Source organism: Methanoregula sp. (assembly GCF_049518935.1).
Classification (GTDB): domain Archaea; phylum Halobacteriota; class Methanomicrobia; order Methanomicrobiales; family Methanospirillaceae; genus Methanoregula.
Genome location: NZ_JBEKRH010000004.1, coordinates 1 through 19,604, shown reverse-complemented (window position 1 = coordinate 19,604; position 19,604 = coordinate 1). Strand labels below are relative to the sequence as shown.

20 protein-coding genes and 1 pseudogene are annotated in these 19,604 nt (G+C 51.2%); 16 read left to right on the top strand and 5 right to left on the bottom strand.

From position 1 onward, the window contains the following. Positions 1-246 precede the first annotated feature (246 nt). Complete coding sequence (gene gmd / locus ABSE13_RS04330; RefSeq protein ID WP_424027268.1) at positions 247-1,296, top strand: GDP-mannose 4,6-dehydratase; 1,050 nt, start codon at positions 247-249, stop codon at positions 1,294-1,296. A 76-nt stretch (positions 1,297-1,372) separates the two neighbouring features. Here gmd and ABSE13_RS04325 read toward each other — a convergent pair whose 3' ends face one another. The 3 genes from ABSE13_RS04325 to ABSE13_RS04315 all read right to left on the bottom strand — a co-directional run bounded on the left by ABSE13_RS04325 (position 1,373) and on the right by ABSE13_RS04315 (position 4,980). Continuing rightward, on the bottom strand, positions 1,373-2,479 hold the full coding sequence (locus ABSE13_RS04325) for a GtrA family protein (RefSeq protein ID WP_424027267.1): 1,107 nt from the start codon (positions 2,477-2,479) through the stop codon (positions 1,373-1,375). Between the two features lie 16 nt (positions 2,480-2,495). Further along, the gene (locus ABSE13_RS04320) at positions 2,496-4,022 is read right to left on the bottom strand and encodes a glycosyltransferase family 39 protein (RefSeq protein WP_424027266.1); all 1,527 of its coding nucleotides are present in this window, start codon (positions 4,020-4,022) and stop codon (positions 2,496-2,498) included. Between the two features lie 103 nt (positions 4,023-4,125). Further along, complete coding sequence (locus tag ABSE13_RS04315) at positions 4,126-4,980, bottom strand: nucleoside 2-deoxyribosyltransferase (protein WP_424027265.1); 855 nt, start codon at positions 4,978-4,980, stop codon at positions 4,126-4,128. Between the two features lie 30 nt (positions 4,981-5,010). Between ABSE13_RS04315 and ABSE13_RS04310 the strand changes: the two genes are divergently transcribed. Continuing rightward, the gene (locus tag ABSE13_RS04310; RefSeq protein ID WP_424027264.1) at positions 5,011-5,502 is read left to right on the top strand and encodes a DUF367 family protein; all 492 of its coding nucleotides are present in this window, start codon (positions 5,011-5,013) and stop codon (positions 5,500-5,502) included. 76 nt (positions 5,503-5,578) lie between these two features. On the opposite strand, the gene ABSE13_RS04305 is transcribed toward ABSE13_RS04310, so the two are convergent. Next, the gene (locus tag ABSE13_RS04305) at positions 5,579-6,169 is read right to left on the bottom strand and encodes a DUF308 domain-containing protein (RefSeq protein WP_424027263.1); all 591 of its coding nucleotides are present in this window, start codon (positions 6,167-6,169) and stop codon (positions 5,579-5,581) included. Positions 6,170-6,310: 141 nt separating this feature from the next. On the opposite strand from ABSE13_RS04305, the gene ABSE13_RS04300 reads away from it, so the two are divergent. From ABSE13_RS04300 to cgi121, 6 genes are all read left to right on the top strand, one after another. Beyond that, the gene (locus ABSE13_RS04300) at positions 6,311-7,342 is read left to right on the top strand and encodes a type II glyceraldehyde-3-phosphate dehydrogenase (protein WP_424027262.1); all 1,032 of its coding nucleotides are present in this window, start codon (positions 6,311-6,313) and stop codon (positions 7,340-7,342) included. Positions 7,343-7,367: 25 nt separating this feature from the next. Further along, a complete protein-coding gene (locus ABSE13_RS04295) occupies positions 7,368-8,309 on the top strand; it encodes a tyrosine--tRNA ligase (protein WP_424027261.1) in 942 nt (313 codons plus the stop codon). Positions 8,310-8,403: 94 nt separating this feature from the next. After that, entirely contained in the window at positions 8,404-9,132 is a 729-nt protein-coding gene (locus tag ABSE13_RS04290; protein WP_424027428.1) for a serine protein kinase RIO, read from the top strand. A gap of 80 nt (positions 9,133-9,212) precedes the next feature. After that, positions 9,213-9,758 carry a KH domain-containing protein gene (locus ABSE13_RS04285; RefSeq protein ID WP_424027260.1) on the top strand — a complete coding sequence of 182 codons (546 nt, stop codon included), beginning with the start codon at positions 9,213-9,215 and terminating at the stop codon, positions 9,756-9,758. Between the two features lie 152 nt (positions 9,759-9,910). Beyond that, the gene (locus tag ABSE13_RS04280) at positions 9,911-12,076 is read left to right on the top strand and encodes an ATP-dependent DNA helicase (RefSeq protein ID WP_424027259.1); all 2,166 of its coding nucleotides are present in this window, start codon (positions 9,911-9,913) and stop codon (positions 12,074-12,076) included. 3 nt (positions 12,077-12,079) lie between these two features. Beyond that, positions 12,080-12,610 (top strand): KEOPS complex subunit Cgi121, encoded by a 531-nt coding sequence (cgi121, locus tag ABSE13_RS04275; protein WP_424027258.1) that lies wholly within the window; start codon positions 12,080-12,082, stop codon positions 12,608-12,610. A 77-nt stretch (positions 12,611-12,687) separates the two neighbouring features. On the opposite strand, the gene ABSE13_RS04270 is transcribed toward cgi121, so the two are convergent. Further along, entirely contained in the window at positions 12,688-13,194 is a 507-nt protein-coding gene (locus ABSE13_RS04270; protein ID WP_424027257.1) for a MogA/MoaB family molybdenum cofactor biosynthesis protein, read from the bottom strand. Positions 13,195-13,747: 553 nt separating this feature from the next. Here ABSE13_RS04270 and ABSE13_RS04265 point away from each other — a divergent pair. From ABSE13_RS04265 to ABSE13_RS04230, 8 genes and pseudogenes are all read left to right on the top strand, one after another. Next, the gene (locus ABSE13_RS04265; protein ID WP_424027256.1) at positions 13,748-15,040 is read left to right on the top strand and encodes an ORC1-type DNA replication protein; all 1,293 of its coding nucleotides are present in this window, start codon (positions 13,748-13,750) and stop codon (positions 15,038-15,040) included. Positions 15,041-15,046: 6 nt separating this feature from the next. After that, on the top strand, positions 15,047-15,538 hold the full coding sequence (locus tag ABSE13_RS04260) for an Lrp/AsnC family transcriptional regulator (protein ID WP_424027255.1): 492 nt from the start codon (positions 15,047-15,049) through the stop codon (positions 15,536-15,538). Positions 15,539-15,547: 9 nt separating this feature from the next. Then, entirely contained in the window at positions 15,548-16,705 is a 1,158-nt protein-coding gene (locus ABSE13_RS04255) for an aminotransferase class I/II-fold pyridoxal phosphate-dependent enzyme (RefSeq protein WP_424027254.1), read from the top strand. 103 nt (positions 16,706-16,808) lie between these two features. After that, on the top strand, positions 16,809-17,822 hold the full coding sequence (locus tag ABSE13_RS04250) for an adenylosuccinate synthetase (RefSeq protein ID WP_424027253.1): 1,014 nt from the start codon (positions 16,809-16,811) through the stop codon (positions 17,820-17,822). After that, positions 17,819-18,001, top strand: coding sequence for a methytransferase partner Trm112 (locus ABSE13_RS04245; RefSeq protein ID WP_424027252.1), 183 nt, complete (start codon positions 17,819-17,821; stop codon positions 17,999-18,001). Before ABSE13_RS04250 ends, ABSE13_RS04245 begins: the two co-directional genes overlap by 4 nt. A gap of 11 nt (positions 18,002-18,012) precedes the next feature. Next, positions 18,013-18,582 carry a DUF7524 family protein gene (locus ABSE13_RS04240; protein WP_424027251.1) on the top strand — a complete coding sequence of 190 codons (570 nt, stop codon included), beginning with the start codon at positions 18,013-18,015 and terminating at the stop codon, positions 18,580-18,582. Further along, positions 18,564-19,505 (top strand): adenosylcobinamide-phosphate synthase CbiB, encoded by a 942-nt coding sequence (gene cbiB, locus ABSE13_RS04235; RefSeq protein WP_424027250.1) that lies wholly within the window; start codon positions 18,564-18,566, stop codon positions 19,503-19,505. The genes ABSE13_RS04240 and cbiB overlap by 19 nt, the downstream gene beginning before the upstream one ends. After that, a pseudogene (locus ABSE13_RS04230) lies at positions 19,502-19,604 on the top strand (pyridoxal 5'-phosphate synthase lyase subunit PdxS); the annotation flags it as partial. The gene cbiB and the pseudogene ABSE13_RS04230, both read left to right, overlap by 4 nt.

The following is a 19,604-nucleotide window of genomic DNA, read 5'->3' as shown; positions in this document are numbered from 1 at the left end:
ATTCGATGCCGGATGTAATAAACCAAAGCCAGATCTCCTGCCCTGCCGCTTCTGATAAGCACTCCGACAGGCGACAGTAATGTCCCGGGGATTGACACGCCGGCCGGTTACAAAAATTATATCATTTTAAAAAAGAATCAATTCTGGAGAATTTTGAAGAATTCTGGAAAATCTGCTGGGTGAGAACACTATTTACCAGACTGGGAGAGGACCATTTCTGGTATACAACAGGGAGAAGGGGATCGTATGTCAATAAAAAAGGCGTTGATTACGGGAATTACCGGGCAGGATGGTTCGTACCTTGCCGATTTCCTGTTAAGCAAAGGGTACGAAGTGCATGGGATCATCCGGAGATCTTCATCGTTCAACCGGCAGCGGCTCGAGCATCTGTACGTTGATCCAAGGGATCCCCATGCCCGGCTGTTCCTCCATTACGGGGATCTCTCCGATTCTGAGGCCATGTCCCACATCCTGTACAACATCAAGCCGGATGAGGTGTACAACCTGGGGGCCCAGAGCCATGTCAGGGTAAGTTTCGATATGCCGGAATATACGGCAAACACTACGGCCCTCGGTTTGACCCGGCTCCTGGAGATTGCCCGCAGGAGCAACCAGAAGATACGAATTTACCAGGCATCATCCAGTGAGATGTTTGGATCCACACCACCGCCGCAGAGCGAGAATACCACGTTCAGCCCGCGAAGCCCTTACGCCTGCGCCAAATTGTACGCATACTGGATGGTGAAAAATTACCGGGAGGGATATAACCTGTTCGCATCGAATGGTATCCTGTTCAACCACGAGTCCCCACGGAGGGGAGAGACGTTCGTAACCCGTAAGATTACCTACAGTATCTCAAGGATCCTCACCGGGAAAGATCAGTTCCTGTATCTCGGGAACCTTGACGCAAAAAGGGACTGGGGGTATGCACCGGAGTATGTCGAGGCGATGTGGAGGATACTCCAGCAGGACTGCGCCGATGATTTTGTCATCGGGACCGGGGAGTCACATTCCGTGAGGGAATTCCTTGAACAGGCCTTTGCCTACACGGACCTTAATGTCGAAACGTACGTGAAGATAGACCCGGCATATTTCCGGCCCACGGAAGTCGAAGTCCTCATCGCAGATCCGCGTAAAGCGGAGAAGCAGCTCGGGTGGAAACCAAAGATCAAATTCAATGACCTGGTAAAAATAATGGTGGACGCAGATATGCGTGCTGGAGGACTGGAACCGCTGGGCGAAGGAGACAGGATCCTCGACAAGAAGTTTCCCGGAAGGTTCTGGACTGCAGACTGAAGTTCTCCTTTTTTAAATCCATTAAAAACGTTCAGGAACCACCGGGACGAGGATAGTAGGATAAACGGGAGTCCGATTATTTCCTTCCCCAGGTCAGACGGCGATTGAGGAGGAAATTCCAGCTGAACGCAATAAGGATTCCAACCAGCTGGGCGAGCAGGTAATATATCCCAAACCAGCGGGTCAGAACATAGAAAATTCCAAGATTAATTGCAACGCCACCGGCAGACACCACATTGAACGCAATCAGCCGGTGCCACCTGCTGGATAATTCCCGGTTTTCCGAAGAGCTGAAGGTCCAGATATCATTCCAGACGAAGTTATTCAGAATCGCCAGCTCAGTTGCGATAAAGCTGGCCAGCAAATCCTCGGAATGGGCATATTGTACCAGGAAGTACAGGATGCCGAGGTTGACAACTATTCCGGATATCCCGACTATCCCGAACCGGAAGACCTTTGTCCATTCCCGCCACGCAGCACTCCGGTGATGGGCGAATGAATACAGGGTGATATCTACGATCTGTTGTGCATATTCGATAATCGTTTTAATCTTCAGTTTGCTGGCCCCGGTTTCCCGGTCACTGAATTCAAAGGGGATTTCCTTATCTTTTTCCCAGGTTCCCTTCCCCAGCACTTCGAGAAGGATCTTGTATCCCCGCGGTTTCAGCTGTGCTCCTGAGACCACGCTTTTCCTGATGGCGAAAAACCCACTTACCGGGTCGGTAATATCGGGAAAGAGAAGCCGTCCCAGAAACGTCGCACCAAGGGAGATCACCCGGCGTTTCAGCGGCCATTTCCGGATGCCACCCCCTTCCATATACCTGCTGCCGATAACAACTTCGTTACCTGACTGGATCTCCTCATACATTTTCTGGATGAGTTCGGGCGGATGGGAAAAATCTGCATCGATCACAACAAAAGTATCCGAAGATGCGTGCGTGAACCCATCCGCAACCGACTGCGAGAGTCCATGATCGGCAGTCCTTACGAGCAGGTTCACATTTGGCATCGACAGTTTCAGATCATTGACAATCGCGATGGTGGCATCCGGAGAGTTATCGTCCACAACAAGGATTTCACCTTTAATCCCGGTGCGTTTGAAGACGGCATTCACTTCCGTTACAATATTCCTGATATTCGCCTCTTCCTTGAAGGTGGGAATGATTACCGTCAGATCGTACATTTTTCATCCCGATAATTCAGGCTGATACCCTCAGCGCGATCGTCGATTCCGGTCCGTAGGGCCTGGTATTATTGTTCAACCATGCAATTGCATCACCATTCGGGTTTGCGGACATGATGTCGCCGGTAATGACGTAATAAATCGTATTGTTGGTCTTACGGGCTGCGATCCCACCAAGATCAGCTGCAGTGTCGGCCGTGTATTCAAATGTCTGATCAGATGAGTTTGAGTAATAATAATTGAACGGCTGGTAAATGTATCCCGGAACTAACACAACAAAATCCCCGGGGTGTGTCGCCAGCTGAACCTGGCCTGCAAACCCTCTCCAGTCATCCTTTGTATAGCCGGAATACATATTCACAAGGACGGGTGTACCCAGAATCACGACAAGCACCATCAGCCCGTACACGACGCCCCGGTTGTGGAATAATTTCCAGACCGGTTTGTACGAGAGTCCGATTCCGATAAAAACGATGGGAGCAAGGAAGATGAGGTACCGGGGCTCCATCGGAATCTTGTACGAGAGGAAATAGCTGATAACAAACGTCAGTACGGTAAGCGATACGAGAAACAGCCCTTTGTTCTTATCAATCAGAAACGCCTGGCAGATCCCTATGATAAACAGGATCAGAAACAGGATCATAACAATATCGGAAAAGCCGGAGATCTGCTGGAAGGTCTCACTTATGATACCAAGGCCCTGAATACCGTATGTCGGGGCAGAGGCCGTCCTCTTGGCGAAGAGTTGTATTGTTACAAGGATGAGCGGGAGGCAGATTACAACGAATACTGCTCCTGCGATTATCATCGGTTTTATTGACCCGATGTCCGTTCTCAATGAAGGGAACTTCACTGCAAGGGCATAGAGAACCAGTGCCCCGATTATGACCAGGGCATAGAAATGGGACCAGAATGCAAGGGCTGAAAGGACACCGAACAACACCCAGTCCTTTATATCGTCGGTTTTAAGAGCCCTGAGGAAGAAGATCATCGCAAATATGACGAAGAAAAGCATGACCGAGTATGCCCGTGCTTCCTGCGAGTAATAAATAAGGAACGGCGAGAACGCGCAGGCTGCCGCAGCAATAATACCGACATTGCGATCAACAAACTCTTTTCCCACGAGATACACAAGCGGTATGGTAAGACCGCCAAGCAGTGCCGGAATAAACCTGAGGATCGTTTCGTTATTCCCAAGAGAGAGCATCATATGCTCCATCCAGTAAAACAATGGCGGGTTAAATTCTCCCCCGACAGTAGCCTGCCAGATCCCGGGCAGCGACATTGAAGCAAATGTGTAGGTGGAAGCTTCATCGAGCCAGAGGGAGTTGAAGCCAAGATGATAAAAACGCAGGAAAAAACCCAGGAGGGTCAGGCCGAGGAGAAGCTGGGCATACCTGCTGTTACTTATTACATTTTTTATATTCTCAACAGTGACATCCCGGAACGAGAGGCACGGGGACACAACCCCATTATCCAGATCGCAGATATCCTCTCCGGATGATCGTTTCCGGTTTTCCCGATCCTCGCGTTTTTTCGTCATAACAACCATGTACTATTTCGCAAATATTCTCATATAGTTATTGCAGAGTGTTTTTTCTGATAATACTTCGACGATTTGAAAAACGGGAGTGAATTCCTGCGTTTTATGGAACGCACGTTTTCAGCGGGGATTGTATTGCTCCAATGAGCGCTTCGCTGCTGTTTACTACAGTTGCCGATTGTTCAAGCATGAGGTTCACTTTTTCGTTGATGCCTACGCTACGGAAATCGGTCCTGAGTGCAATTACCCGTTTTCCCAGTGCGAATGCGTACCCCATCTCCCAGGCAGTACCGGAATCGGCATCAGCACCATCAATAACTGCAACAATAATATCTGCATCCTCAAGGGCTTTTTTATTGGCGGAAAACAGGTTTTCCTGCTCATCTTTTTTCCGTGTGTCTGAATCGTCACCGGTCTCCTGCGGCAAGTATACCTCGAACAAATTTTTCCGCAACAGATCCGCTAACCGGGAATTGTAGAAGCGTTCAGATTCCGAAAAGAGAGGTGCAGCAAGGTATATTCTGTACTGAGCAAAGACAAGCGTATCGATCGCAGGAATCCGGGGAAAGCGGGAAAGAAAAACGCCCCGTCCTTTTCGTTTGGGGAGTTCATTGCCCCGGCTGCCATACCAGGTACTGGTGACACCGCACGTGGGCGAGGAATTGACACCAATAATACAAAGAGGAGGTCCGTGTTTCGAAATAATTTTTTCAACCTGAGCTTCCAGTTCATCCATCAGCCTGAAAAATGCGGGTGTGTCCAGTCGTTCGAGAAATGTTCCGGGGGGCCTGTCTGGTCCCAGAAAGAGGGTTTCGGGACACGGCAATGGGATCATTTCGATACCAAACGCATCACACCGGGTTTTCGTGCGCTCGAAAGCCTCAAGATCAGAAGGTTTCGTAATCCCTTCCGCCCGGAGCGCCGGGTTGAGTATGCAGGGACTGCAGAGCACGTACATTATTACAGTGTGTGCACGCACAGATGATCAATGATCCCTCTGTACTCCTATCGGGACAACAGCTGTGATCCCCGTAAATGTACGGTCAAGAAGCTGGAAAAGGCCGGGTTCCTGAAGATCTTTTCCAAGATCTCCCAGATCCCGCGCAATACTCTGCTGCTCGATCCCACTGCCGAGCAGGCACTCTCCCCCGCGGACAGGTTTGTCAAATCCATAACTGTGCTGGACTGCTCGTGGGTAGTTCTGGATACCGGCGCCGTAAGATCCTGGCGGATCCGCAGGGCACTCCCGTTCCTGATGGCGGCAAATCCCGTCAATTTCGGCAAGCCCTGTAAATTATCCTCAGTTGAGGCTCTTGCCGCTGCACTGTATATTGTTGGCGAGAAAGAGCGGGCCGCAGAACTACTTTCAAAAGTCCACTGGGGTATCCGGTTTCTCGAAGTGAACGAAGAACCCCTCAGACTCTATGCAGAGGCAAAAGATAGTACGGAAGTTGTAAAAATCCAGAATTTATTCCTGTGAACCAAACGATCTTCAGAATGGATAGTTACGAAATTTTCTGCTATTGTAAAAATCGATATGAATTATTCAGATTGTGTCAGGGAAGGACAATGGTATTTTGTCCGTCGGCAGGTGAATGTACCACCCATTTCATCGAGGCTCCCGCAACAATACAAAGAACCCCGATAACCCAGGCATAGACACCCCAGATCTTCACAAGGGCTATAGTAGAGAGCTCTGGAAACAGCGCTATCAGTATGCTTAGGAACAAGGTGAGCATGCCAAAAAGGACAATAACGAGGCGTGTTTTCCATGCATCTGAGAGCGAGCATCCCACAATGATGAGAAGTACGCTGTTGATGATCGCGACAAAAGCCATGATGATGATGAGAGAGGTCTGGATAAGTCCCGGTATCATGATGGCTATCGAGGCAACAACAAGGGACAGGATGCCTGCAAAGAAGATCGGGAACTGGTATACAAGATCCTGCTTTACCGAGATGGAGAATATGATCATGATCACACCGACTGCGAGGGCAAGGATGCCAAAGAGTGGAATAAGCAGATCAAGGAACATAGGTGTCCAGAAGAAGGCATCAACACCGGATAAAAAAATGATGATACCTATAATGGAAATCTGCCACCACCGTACCGGTGTATCCGATACGTCCAGGGAGGGTAAATTCATATAATTGTTGTTCTTTCCCGAGACCATTTAAATATATGTTAAACAACGATGAAAGCCATATTTCTGAGGGGGCTGGTGTTTATCCGGAACGTCCCTGACATTCAGCATAGTTTTTTCTTTCCAAACGCAATGTACGATTGTATGATCAAGGTTGCCATCAACGGGTATGGTACCATCGGTAAGCGCGTGGCCGATGCGGTTGCTGCCCAGAAGGACATGAAAGTGATCGGGGTGTCAAAGACGCGCCCGAATGCGGAGGCATTTGTGGCAAAACAGCGGGGATACCCGCTGTATATAGCGGACATCTCCAAAAAAGCGGCTTTTGAAAAAGCAGGCCTCACGGTAGCGGGATCTGTCGAGGAAATGTGCCGGGCCGCGGATATTGTGGTGGATGCCACACCGGGCGATGTCGGCGCTACGAACAAACCGCTCTATGAAAAAATCGGCGTCAGGGCACTCTGGCAGGGCGGGGAAGAGCACGAACTGGCCGGCTTCTCCTTCAATTCCTCATGCAACTACAAGGACGCGATCGGAAGGCAGTTTGTACGGGTCGTATCCTGCAACACAACGGGACTGTGCCGCATCATCCACGAGATCGACAGGGAGTTTGGTGTTGCCCATGTCCACGCAATCATGGTCAGACGGGGATCCGATCCGGGCGAGATTAAAAAAGGCCCCATTGACGCGATAGTCCTCGATCCAGTCAGCGTTCCCAGCCATCACGGACCTGATGTCCTGAGCGTGCTGCCTCATATCTCGATAATCACCATGGCAATGATCGTTCCGACAACGATGATGCATATGCACGCGATCAGGATCACGACAAAGAAGACGGTGACCCGGGACAGGGTCATCGAGCTCATCAACGACCACCCCCGCCTTGGCCTAATCAAGAAGACCGCTGGTATCAGGAGCACTGCCGAGCTCAAGGAATTTGCCATGGACCTCGGGAGACCACGTTCCGATCTCTACGAGAACTGCATTTTCGAGGATTCTATCTATGCAAAGGACAACGAGCTCTGCTTCTTCCAGGCGATCCACCAGGAAGCTGACGTTGTCGTAGAGAATGTCGATGCAATCCGGGCGATGATGAGTGCAGAAAAAGACGGAAACAGATCCATTGCAACAACCAACGCCGCACTGAATTTCAAAACTATCCAGAATAACCATTAACACCCATCATCACCTATTATTTTCAATGGACGCATACGAGCGGGTTTGCCGGAACACCGTCGAAATCATCACTGAAGATGATCTCCAGGCGCTTCTTGCACAACCGCAAAAAAAGGTTTATGCCGGGTATGAGCCCAGCGGTGAGATCCATCTCGGGCACCTGGTGACGATCAACAAGCTTGTGGATCTCCAGGTGGTGGGTTTTGAGGTCACCGTACTGCTTGCTGATCTCCATGCCTTCCTCAACCGCAAAGGAACTATGGAGAAAGTGCACGAGCTCGCGGAATACAATCGGCGCTGTTTCGAGGGGCTTGGGTTGAAGAACGTCCGGTACGTGCTCGGATCCGATCTTCAGCTCAACCGGGAGTACGAGCTGCTCGTGCTCCAGCTCTCCCAGCAGATCACCCTGAACCGGGCAACCCGGAGCATGGACGAAGTGGGACGCCAGATGGATCACCCGACGGTCTCCCAGATGGTATATCCAATAATGCAGATGGCCGACATCGCCATGCTCGGAGTGGATGCTGCGGTCGGCGGTATTGACCAGCGCAAGATCCATATGCTTGCACGTGAGCATCTGGTCAATTTCGGGTATAAAGCACCGGTCTGCATCCACACGCCCATCCTGAACGGGCTTGACGGTAAGAAGATGTCCTCGTCTCAGGGAAATTACATTTCGGTCGCAGACAGTGAGGAAGATATCAAGAAGAAGTGCCAGAAAGCATTCTGTCCCCCGGAAATTGCGGAGAACCCGATCCTCCAGATCTTCCAGCACCACATCTTCCCCCGTCTCCCCGGGATCACCATCCGCCGCCCGGAAAAATTCGGCGGGGACCGTGAGTTTGCGAACTATACTGAACTGGAAGCAGCATACGGCAAGGCAGAGATCCACCCGCTCGATCTCAAGAAAGCGTGCGGGGAGTCACTTGCGGAGATCCTTGCACCTGTCCGAGAGTATATCAGTTAAGCAGCATATCCTGTACCTGCCGGTGACTCTTGCCGTGAGAAAAGAAACCAACATTGATAAACAACTCGATCAGTTCGATCAGCGCCTCGAAGAGATGGGTGTCCGCATCCGGGATGCCGACCAGCTCAAGGTGAAAGAGGATGTTTTCGACGATATCACCCTCCTTTCACTCTACAAACTTGTGCATAAGAAATGGTTCTCGGTCATTGGGGGATCAATAAGCACCGGTAAAGAGGCAAACGTTTTTTATGGGGAGCGGGACGGCACTGCCATCGCCATCAAGATCTACCGGATCCGGACGGCGAATTTCACCACAATGAGTTCCTATATTGTGGGGGACCGCCGGTTTTCCCATGTAAAAAAGGCAAAGAAGGAGCTCATCTTTGCCTGGACCAAGAAAGAGTTTTCAAACCTTGTACGTGCACGGGAGGCAGGCATTGCGGTACCGGAGCCCCTCGTCTGGAACCGGAACATCCTGATCATGTCTTTCATTGGGGAAGGGGAGATTCCCTATCCCCAGCTGCGGAACGCCGATATCGCCGATCCTGATGCCGTGTATGCCCGGATCCTCAGGTATATCGATGTACTTTATAAAAAGGCCGAACTGGTTCATGCTGATCTGAGCGAGTTCAATATATTGTACGGCGATCAACCATATCTCATAGATATGGGCCAGTCAGTCACTTGCGATCACCCCCGCGCCCTCCCGTTTCTCATGAGGGATATCAGGAACATCAACCGGTTTTTCAGCAGCCGTTGCGATGTACAGAGCGATGTCGATATTTTCAATGCCGTGACTGGCCTGAATACAGCAGAACCATGATACCTGAGCATTCCATGCTGAGGGATATAAGGTAACTCCGCAAGGGATTCGCGGATATCTAACCAGAGGTGAAGCAAACGATGATGCAGGAAGTAAAAATTTCCGGAACACGCGTTGGTGTCCTGATCGGGAAAAGCGGCGCAACAAAAAAAGAGCTTGAAACGAAGACGCACACCACGATAACCATTGACAGCAAGGAGGGAACGGTCAAGGTCGAGGCAACAGATGAAAATACCGTCCCGCTGCTGAGGGCCGTAGAGATCATCAATGCCATCAACCGGGGGTTTTCCCCGGAACGTGCATTTGAGATGATCGAGGATGAGGATCTCCTCCTTGAAGTGATCGATCTTGGCGGTATGGCAGACAGTCCCAAACAACTTGACCGGCTCAGAGGTAGAATCATCGGCAAGGACGGTCGCGCACGGGAGCAGATCGAGGATATGACCGATGTTGAAATATCCGTATTCGGTAAAACCGTCGCCCTGATCGGGTACCCTGAGCAGCTCAAGACCGCCCGGGCTGCAGTCGATATGCTTATCGAAGGGGTTCCCCATGAGAATGTCTTTGCCTTCCTTGACCGGAAAAAGAAAGAGTCAAAGCAGGATCTGATTAGTTATTACTACTGAGGCCCATTCTGGATAAAATCGCAAACCCACATATATGTGTTTTGCTACATTTCCTGTGGAAAATATGTCGTTTTATAAGTTAGTATTGCCCAAACGGACATGATTACCAGCGAATTTCAGTGGAATTAAAGGGGTTTGCAAAGTGGTGTACTATGCAGATTGAGAGCCTGCCCATTCCGGATAATCTGAAACAACGGTACCTCGCAGCGGGAATCCGGGAGCTGTATCCGCCACAGGCCGATTGTGTGAACCAAGGAATGTTTTCCGGGAAAAACCTTCTTGTTTCAATCCCCACTGCGAGCGGCAAGACGCTGGTTGCCGAGATGGCAATGCACGATCATATCTCGAAGAGGGGCAAATGCCTCTATATCGTGCCTCTGAAAGCACTGGCGAGCGAGAAATTCGATGAGTTCAGCACCAAAGGTGTCCGCGTGGGCATTGCCACGGGCGATTTTGACCGGCGGGACGACATGCTGGGCAGGAATGATATCATCGTTGCTACGAGCGAAAAAGTGGATTCCCTGCTGCGTAACAAAGCCAGATGGATTAGCGATATCACCCTGCTGGTAATCGATGAGGTTCACCTGATCGATTCTCCGAACCGAGGTCCGACACTCGAGATGGTGATTGCAAAGATGCGGTACCGCAACCCGTCTATGCAGGTAATAGGACTCTCTGCCACCATTGGCAACCCTGCGATGCTTGCAGGATGGCTGGATGCCGCACTCGTCACCAGTACCTGGCGACCGGTCGATCTCCGCCAGGGTGTGTTCTGTACTGACCGAATCCATTTCCGTGAGGGGGAACGCAAGGTAAAACAGGTATCAAAAAACTACGATGACCTCAACCTCTGTCTCGATACCATTGCAGAAGGGGGGCAGTGCCTTGTCTTTGTCTCATCGCGCCGCAATGCTGAGGCGTTTGCAAAACGGGCTGCCGGCGCAATAAAAGATGAGGACCCTCTGCTCAAAGAGTATGCTACACAGCTCGAGGGCATGGCTGATACAGAGATGGGGAAGAATCTCGCGCTGTGCGTATCCCGCGGTGCAGCATTCCACCATGCCGGCCTGAGCCGCCAGGAGCGGGGCGTTGTCGAGGAGGGTTTCCGGAAAGGGCTGATCAAATGCATCTCCTCCACCCCAACGCTCGCGGCCGGGCTTAACCTCCCTGCACGCCGGGTGATAATCCGGGATTACCTCCGGTTCACCGCAGGTGAGGGGATGCAGCCGATCCCGGCAAGCGAGTACCACCAGATGGCGGGGAGGGCTGGACGGCCCCGGCTGGATCCCTACGGAGAGGCAGTACTCATCGCGAAGGATGAGGGCCAGATCGAGGAGCTGTTCGAATGCTATATAGAGGCCGCGGCAGAGGAGGTCCACTCCAAAATTGCCGAACCGAATGCACTATACACACACGTACTCTCTCTTATCGCTTCGGGATTTGCCGGAACACGTGGGGAACTCACAACATTCATGAACAGGAGTTTCTATGTTCACGAGCACCGGCAAGGCCGCCTGATGCAGAAATCCGTGGATGCTGCGCTCAAATTCCTGGTCGCCTCCGATATGATCCTCGAAATCGGCGATAACCTGGGATCGACCGAGTTCGGGACCATGGTTTCGCGATTGTATATCGATCCACGGAGTGCCGCCCTGATCGTTTCCAACCTCCGGAAACGTACCGATTACACAGACATCGGCCTCCTTCACCTGATCTGCAGCACGCCGGACATGCCCAAGCTCTATGTCCGGAATACGGACCGGCCTGCACTGGACCGTATGCTCGAAACAAACGAGTCCGATCTCTGGCTTGCGATGCCGGATGAGGAGGAGGACATGGAGGGGTATTACCGGGCACTCAAGACAGCGATGCTCCTTGGTGACTGGACCGATGAAATGCCCGATGCAAAGATTTGCGAGCGCTACTCGGTAGGGCCGGGAGACATCTATGGCATGGTGGAGAGTGTGAACTGGCTGCTGCATGCGAGTCAGGAGCTCTCCCGCATGTTTGCCCCGGGTTTCAACCCGTCAATCCGCGAGTTCGAGATCTGTATGAAGAACGGGATCCGGCGTGAGCTCCTCCCACTGGTGAAACTCCGGGGTATCGGGCGGGTCCGTGCAAGACGTCTTTTTAACAACAGCATCACTTCTCCGGATGCTGTACTCTCAGCGGGGATTGAGACCGTGACGAGAATAATCGGACGCGGAATCGCAGAACAGATATTTGCCCAGCTGGAGGAGTCCAGAAACCCCACCACCACACCTGCTGCTGGAGAGGATAATATAGCCGGGCAGTCAACTCTCTCCCGGTTCAGGTGACACATGAAGGGACATGTCCAGCAAGGTGAAATCCGAACGGCCCGGTGCATGATTGATGACAGGCACACATTTCTTGAGCGTCTCAAGAGCATTAGCCGGGAATACAGCACCAATATCATCTGCTTCAATGCCGACATGCTTGCAGGCAGAGTGCATGCTGAACTCGCAGTCCGTCTTGCCCGGCGTTCCTGGATGGGGGAGTGTGCCATTGCCAACACATTTGAGATGGAAGCACTCCTGTACGCGGCCGGGTCGCGCCAGTGCAATGTGGCTTCCCGGTTTGGCATCAATGATGGGGAAAATCATCTCTTCATCTGTTGCAATCCCGGTGGGAACGAGCGGGTATGGGCTGCACTCTCTCCCTTCCTTGAGTACGTTGATACTGAGAGGTTTGAAATCACTGATCAGAATAAACGGGAACGACTTATCGATCTGTTCAGTATAACACCGCTGGAGCTGGGATCCCTTGACACGGGTACTACTATTACGGATCTGATCCTGGAACGGGTTGCACTCCTGCAGGTACTCCGTTGAATGGACCTGTATTATCACAATAATCAAAATTTTTTTCGCTAACCCCACACAAATTTTTCCGGGGTACCCCACCCTTTTTATTTAAGCATATTTGCATGAGACAACGTGTGAGCAATTGCAGGTACAATCAGTTCTTTTGTTGCGAGAATGACAGCGGGAGTAGATCCAGGAATGCAGAAAACAGCCACTCCAGAAGATGTGCCTGCAACAGCACGGGATAACATAGATGAGATCCCTACCTGCCCGAAACTTTTTATCCGGAATAATTCCCCAAAACCATCAATCTTCTTTTCAAGAAGGGGAGTGATCGCTTCGATCGTACAATCATCATGCGTGAGGCCGGTCCCACCATTGAAAATGATGCAGTTTGCTTTTTTCATTGCGATAAACCATTCATCACGGATTTTCTCCAGATTGTCAGGAACGATCGTATAGTAAGTGACAGGAATAGAATTTTCTTTGAGAATTTCAGATATGGCTTTTCCGCTGGAATCGTTTTCCTGCACTCTCGTACTGGATACTGTTATGATAGCTGCATTGATCTCAATCGTTCGTACATGGGCATGATTCATAATAAGAAACATGTTATCACCGATATATTTAGAGAATTCCGTAGCTTAATATGAACCGGTATTTTATTGTTACAAAATACCGGGGGGCCCTTCATTTCGCATGGAAATATTTTCTCACCGATCTTTTTTTCCATCCGAACTTTCAAATCCAATAAAATCTGTTCGAATTTGAAAATCTTTTTAAAGCATACATTATCAATTAATTTATATACAATTAAAAACATAATTACAAATGGCTTTCCTGAAAAATAAAAAAAATAACAAGGGTATCCTTGTACCAGTTCCACACGAAACAAAGGGGTCGGGCCCTTCACTCTCCTTCACTTTGATATAAAATTTTGTTCAGTTAATTAGCGACATTCATGGTAATCATTTCATAAAAACAATATCTGAAAAAGTCGGGGAAAATAAAAAATAACAAAAACAAAATAATAAAATTTGTCGGTATTTTAAGAATTTAGTTGTTTTAAACAGTCTCTCCACAAGAAATGAAGGGGTTTGTAGTCCGGATGAACCGATCGTTTTTTAGTCTCGTCGCACTAATTCTCAGCTCCACAGTGTAACCATGCCCGATACAGAAGATCCCTCAACAGGACTATTTAAAAAATACCTTATCAACAACCGGATATTCAAGGACAGGGAGGTTCTGAGACATTCTTATCGTCCCCAAATCCTGCCTCATCGTAAGCCTCAGATAGATGAAGTGGCCTCCATTCTTGCCCCGTCTCTCAGGAATGAGACCCCCTCAAATATCCTTATTTACGGTAAGACCGGTACCGGAAAAACAGCTTGTGTCCGGTATGTCGGTTCTGAACTGGAAAAGGCCAGTAGCAATATGGGAACTATCTGCAGGATTGTCCATCTGAATTGCGAAGTCATTGATACGCAGTACCGGGTACTTGCCCAGATTGCAAAATGCCTTGATGTCGTTGATGATGTATCCAGTGATAAAACCCGGACACATATCCCGATGACCGGGTGGCCTACCGACCAGGTATATGCCGAGCTGAAAAATCAGCTTGAGGCCGGTGGGGGAGTCCTCGTCATTGTACTGGACGAAATAGACAAACTTGTCAAGAAGAGCGGCGACGATACGCTTTACAATCTTACGCGAATCAACACGGATCTCAAAAATTCCAAGGTCAGCATTATCGGCATCTCCAACGACCTGAGTTTCAAGGATTTCCTCGATCCACGGGTCCTGTCCTCTCTCTCGGAAGAAGAGATTGTTTTCCCGCCATACAATGCACCCCAGCTGGTTGATATCCTTGCCCAGCGTGCAGACGGAGCATTCATGCCCGGTGCACTGGCAGAAGGAGTCATTCCCCTGTGTTCCGCTCTTGCCGCTCAGGAACACGGGGACGCCCGGCGGGCACTTGACCTGTTCAGGATCTCCGGAGAACTCGCCGATCGCGACGATTCGACGCAGGTCAGTGAAGAACATGTCAAGCAGGCTCAGGCAAAGATCGAAACTGACAGTATGATAGAATGCATTGCGACCCTTCCCACTCAGAGCAAGCTGATCCTTTACTCTATGCTTATCTTGGAGCAGCTGGGCCAGAATATCTTTACGAGCGGGGAAGTCTCACGCATATATCAGGATATTGCCCCGTCCGTCCAGCTTGACGTACTCACCCACCGCCGGATTACCGATCTGATCTCTGAGCTGAACATGCTTGGTGTGATCAACACGCGGGTTGTGAGCCGCGGGCGCTATGGCAGGACAAAAGAGATGTGGTTCGATGCGAACACGGGGAAGATCCGCGAAGTTGTACTCAAGGATCCGCGTCTGAACGAACTCAAAGATCTTGACGTGTCCCAGATGGAAGCAAAATGGATGAAGACCTGGTTCAGGTGATACAGGATGGATGAAAAGGACCTCGACCTCCTCCGTATTCTTGAGGAGAACAGCCGGCTGTCAGCAGATGAGATTGCAACGATGACAAACCTTGGGAAAGCCGAGGTTGAAGACCGTATCCGTGCACTCGAAACAACCCAGGTGATCAAACGTTATTCAACGGTCATCAACTGGGAGAAGGCAGGAAACGGGGAAGTCTCAGCTATCATCGAACTCAAGGTCAGCCCCGAACGCGATTTCGGGTACGACCGGATTGCTGAGCGGCTTTCGCGGTTCAGGCAGGTCAGGAGCCTGCGACTTATTACCGGTACGTATGATCTCCAGCTGATCGTCACCGGTAAAAACATGCAGGAAGTCTCGCGTTTTGTCTCAGAACATGTGGCTCCCATGGACCGGATCCGCGAGACCGCGACACACATTATCATGAAGTCATATAAGGAAAACGGCAACGCCTTCTTTGAGCAGCCGGAAACGGAACGTCTTCCCTATTGCCCGTAAGGTGTCATCATGCGCAATTTCACCTCGTTACGTGCACAGGAGATTCCTCCTTCAGGAATCCGGAAGTTCTTCGATCTTGTACTCACCATGGAGGATGTGATATCCCTTGGTGTCGGCGAACCGGATTTCCGCACCCCCTGGAATATCTGTGAATCAAGCATCTATTCGATTGAGCAGGGTGTAACCTCCTATACCTCCAACAAAGGGCTTCAGACGCTGCGTGATACACTCTCCCGCTACCTTGCACAGCATTACAATCTGAACTACAACAGCGATCAGGAGATTATCATCACCAGCGGCGTATCGGAAGCCCTGGACATTGCCATCAGGGCCATCGTTGATCCGGGTGATGAGGTCCTGGTAGCCCAGCCGGGATATGTCTCGTATGGCCCGTGCGTCACGCTTGCGGGGGGCAAACCAGTGCCGGTCCGGTGCGTGGAAAAGGACCACTTCAAACTGAATCCGGATACCCTCGCCGAGCAGATCACCAGCAAATCGAAGGCGCTGATCATAAACTTCCCGAACAATCCCACCGGAGGAGTTATGACAGAGAGCGACCTGAAAGCGGTTGCAGACCTGATAATCGATCACGATCTCCTGCTCATCAGTGACGAAGTCTACGCCGAACTCACGTACGAGACCCACCACTGTGCTGCCGCAACGGTCAGCGCTCTCCGGGAGCGGACGATCACCCTCAACGGGTTCTCCAAAGCCTATGCGATGACTGGCTGGCGGATCGGCTATCTCTGCGCCCCGAAGGAGCTCTGCGATGCCGCCCTGAAGATTCACCAGTACGTTATGCTCTGTGCACCGGTGATGGGCCAAGTCGGGGCACTCGAGGCACTCCGATCCGCTGAGGAAGAGAAGAACAGCATGGTCAACGAATATCGCCTGAGGCGAAACATGTTCGTTGCAGGTCTCAACCGCATCGGTCTTCCCTGCCATGTTCCTGAAGGCGCATTCTATGCCTTCCCCTCCGTGGAAAAGACCGGTCTTTCCGATGTGGAATTTGCCGAGCGCCTTCTCAAGGAGCAGCGGGTGGCGGTGGTACCGGGCAGCGTCTTTGGGTCCGGTGGCGAAGGACACCTGAGGTGCGCCTATGCGGTATCCCGGAAAGAGCTTAACGAGGCATTGCTGAGGATGGAAGCATTCCTCAGCACCCTTTGATCCCATTGATCACAATCAACAACTGTTTTTTCGTTTCCCCTCCTGCTGCGGCGGGCGGGGGATAGTTTATTGTGGAACTCGACCAATACTACATGATACTTCAATGAGCTGTACTATCATCGTTGGTGGATTTTTTGGGGATGAAGGAAAGGGCAAGGTTGTTGCCCATATTGCCTATAAGGACAAACCCGTAATCATCTCCCGCGGCGGTGTGGGTCCGAATGCCGGACACACTGTCCAGGTCGGAGACCACAAATATGGTGTCCGCATGGTCCCGTCCGGTTTTGTATATAAAGACGCGAAACTCTGCATCGGCAGCGGTGTTCTGGTCGACCCGAGAGTCCTGAAGCAGGAAGTTGAGATGCTGGGCGTCAAAGGGCGGGTCTTTGTCGACAAGCGCTGCGGTATCATTACTGAAGATCATATTGCCCGTGATAAGGGGAGTGCCCACCTTGCCAAAAAGATCGGGAGTACCGGTTCGGGATGCGGGCCGGCAAATTCTGACCGTGTAATGAGACTCTCCCCGCAGGCAAAGGATGTGCCGGAACTTGCAGAATACCTGCTCGATGTTCCCAAGGCGATTGACGATGAACTGAAAAAGAACAATTCTGTTCTGCTCGAGGGCACCCAGGGCTTTGGCATTTCACTGTATTATGGGACCTACCCCTTTGTAACAAGCAAGGATACCTCAGCGTCGCAGATTGCTGCAGACAATGGTGTTGGACCGACGAAGATCGACGACGTCATCGTGGTCTTCAAGGCCTACCCGACCCGCGTTGGCGAGGGCCCTTTCAGCACCGAAATGTCGCTCGAAAAGTCGGACGCCATGGGAATCCAGGAGTTCGGCACCGTCACCCACCGCCAGCGCCGTGTTGGCGGGTGGGATGGAGACATGGCACGGTATTCCTCCATGATCAACGGGTGCACTCAGGCAGCCCTCACCGGCATAGACAACGTCGATAAAGCTTGCTTTGGTGCTACTGAGTATGCAAAACTGACCAAAAAGGCAAAGGACTTCATCAAACAGGCCGAGGAAGACATCGGCAGCCCGGTGACCATTATCTCTACTGGTCCCGAAGTGACCCAGATCATCGATTTGAGGGATGAACTGGCATGAAACACTCTCTCATGGATATCCTCTGCTGCCCGGTATGTAAAGGGGATCTCGTACTTCATGTAGATACAGAGAACGATAAGGAGATTCTCGAAGGTAGTCTGAACTGTGCTGCCTGTGGCGTGGACTATCCCATCCACGAGGGAATTCCCAATCTCCTGCCACCCACCCACAAATCATAAGAGGCAAAGGCATGGATCTCCCGTTACCTGTTATGATGCTGGTGTCTGCCGGTAACAGGGAAAATGAAAGTACCTACGAAGTGTACCTCAACCGCAGCGGAATCAACTCCATTGATCTGCCCCGGGAGAAGATTGTTGCTGAGATCGGGGGAAACCTGCGGATACGTTTTTTGAACCGTGGAGCGCCAATCCATATTACCATCACCTCCTCAAACGCCGGCATGTACTCCGAGTTTTTCCACGAGAACATGTATGTTGTTGACGATTCGGTACTCACCATCCCTATCAGGAAGGAAAGCCAGGAAGGCCTCTTTGATCTGGAGATCATCTCCGGGTACGGGGTAATGAAGTCCCATCTGCCGGTAATGGTCATCCAGCCGGTAAGCCTCCGGGCCACGTCTCCGGAAGAGTTCCCCCTCCAGCCTGTGGCCCGCGGCCGGCCCCATCTCCTGATGATAATGATGGGTATTGCGCTCATCATGTACTGCACCTGGCTCTATACAAAAACTGAATTCCTCAATATTGCCTCATTCATCACCCTTATCATCGGGGCGCTCTACACATGGTACCGCCAGCAGTAACACTCGCAGCAGTCGTTCTCTTTTGTGCGCTTGTCGTGGACCGGCTGATCGGCGATCCACACTCCCGGTATCATCCGGTGGCCCTTCTGGGATCCTTTATCGGGCTCTGGGGAAGACCGGCATACTATCCTGTCGGACTCCAGCGGATTGCTGGTATCCTGTTATGGGCACTTACGGTCTTCCTCTTCACCCTGCCGTTCATCCTTTTCACCGTACTGGCGCCGTGGTATATCTACCTCCTTGTGGCGCCATTCCTGCTGAAATGCTGTTTTGCGTGGCGCTCACTTGAAGAGCACACCCTTGCGGTGGTATCAGCCTTAAACGAAGGCGTGGAGACCGGCAGGGAGAAAGTCCGGTTGCTGGTATCCCGGGATACAGCGGATCTCACCCGTGATCACATCCTCTCGGCCGGGTACGAGTCCATGACCGAAAACCTCACAGACAGCATCATTGCGCCGCTCTTCTGGTTCTCCCTCTTCGGTCTTGCTGGTGCGGCAGCCTGCCGGGCAATCAACACCCTGGATGCGATGCTCGGATATCGTGATGAACGTGAGCGGATCGGCTGGTGGCCTGCGCGCACAGATGATATTCTCAATTATATCCCGGCGCGCATCACTGTCCTGCTCCTGCTTATCTGGTTTACAACACGTGGGACGTTTTCTCAGGCATGGCAGGTAATGCGCCGCGACGGCCGCAAGCGCCCCGGGTTCAATGGCGGAATTGTAATGGCTGCAATGGCAGGCGGGACTGGTATCCGGTTTGAGAAGCCGGGGGTTTATACGATTGGCGATGGCGAACGGACTCTCGACGAGGGAGGTCCGGATATCCTCACAGCAACCCGGGCCGTTACCCTTATGTATGCAATATTTGCCTGTTGCGTACTGTTTTTATTGGGAGCGCCGATCAATAATATTGGCATATGAAACTGGAAGAACTGAGATTTGGCACTGAGCTTCTCAAGCGCGGCTTTGCATCCATGCAGAAGGGGGGCGTCATTATGGATGTAGTGAATGCCGAACAGG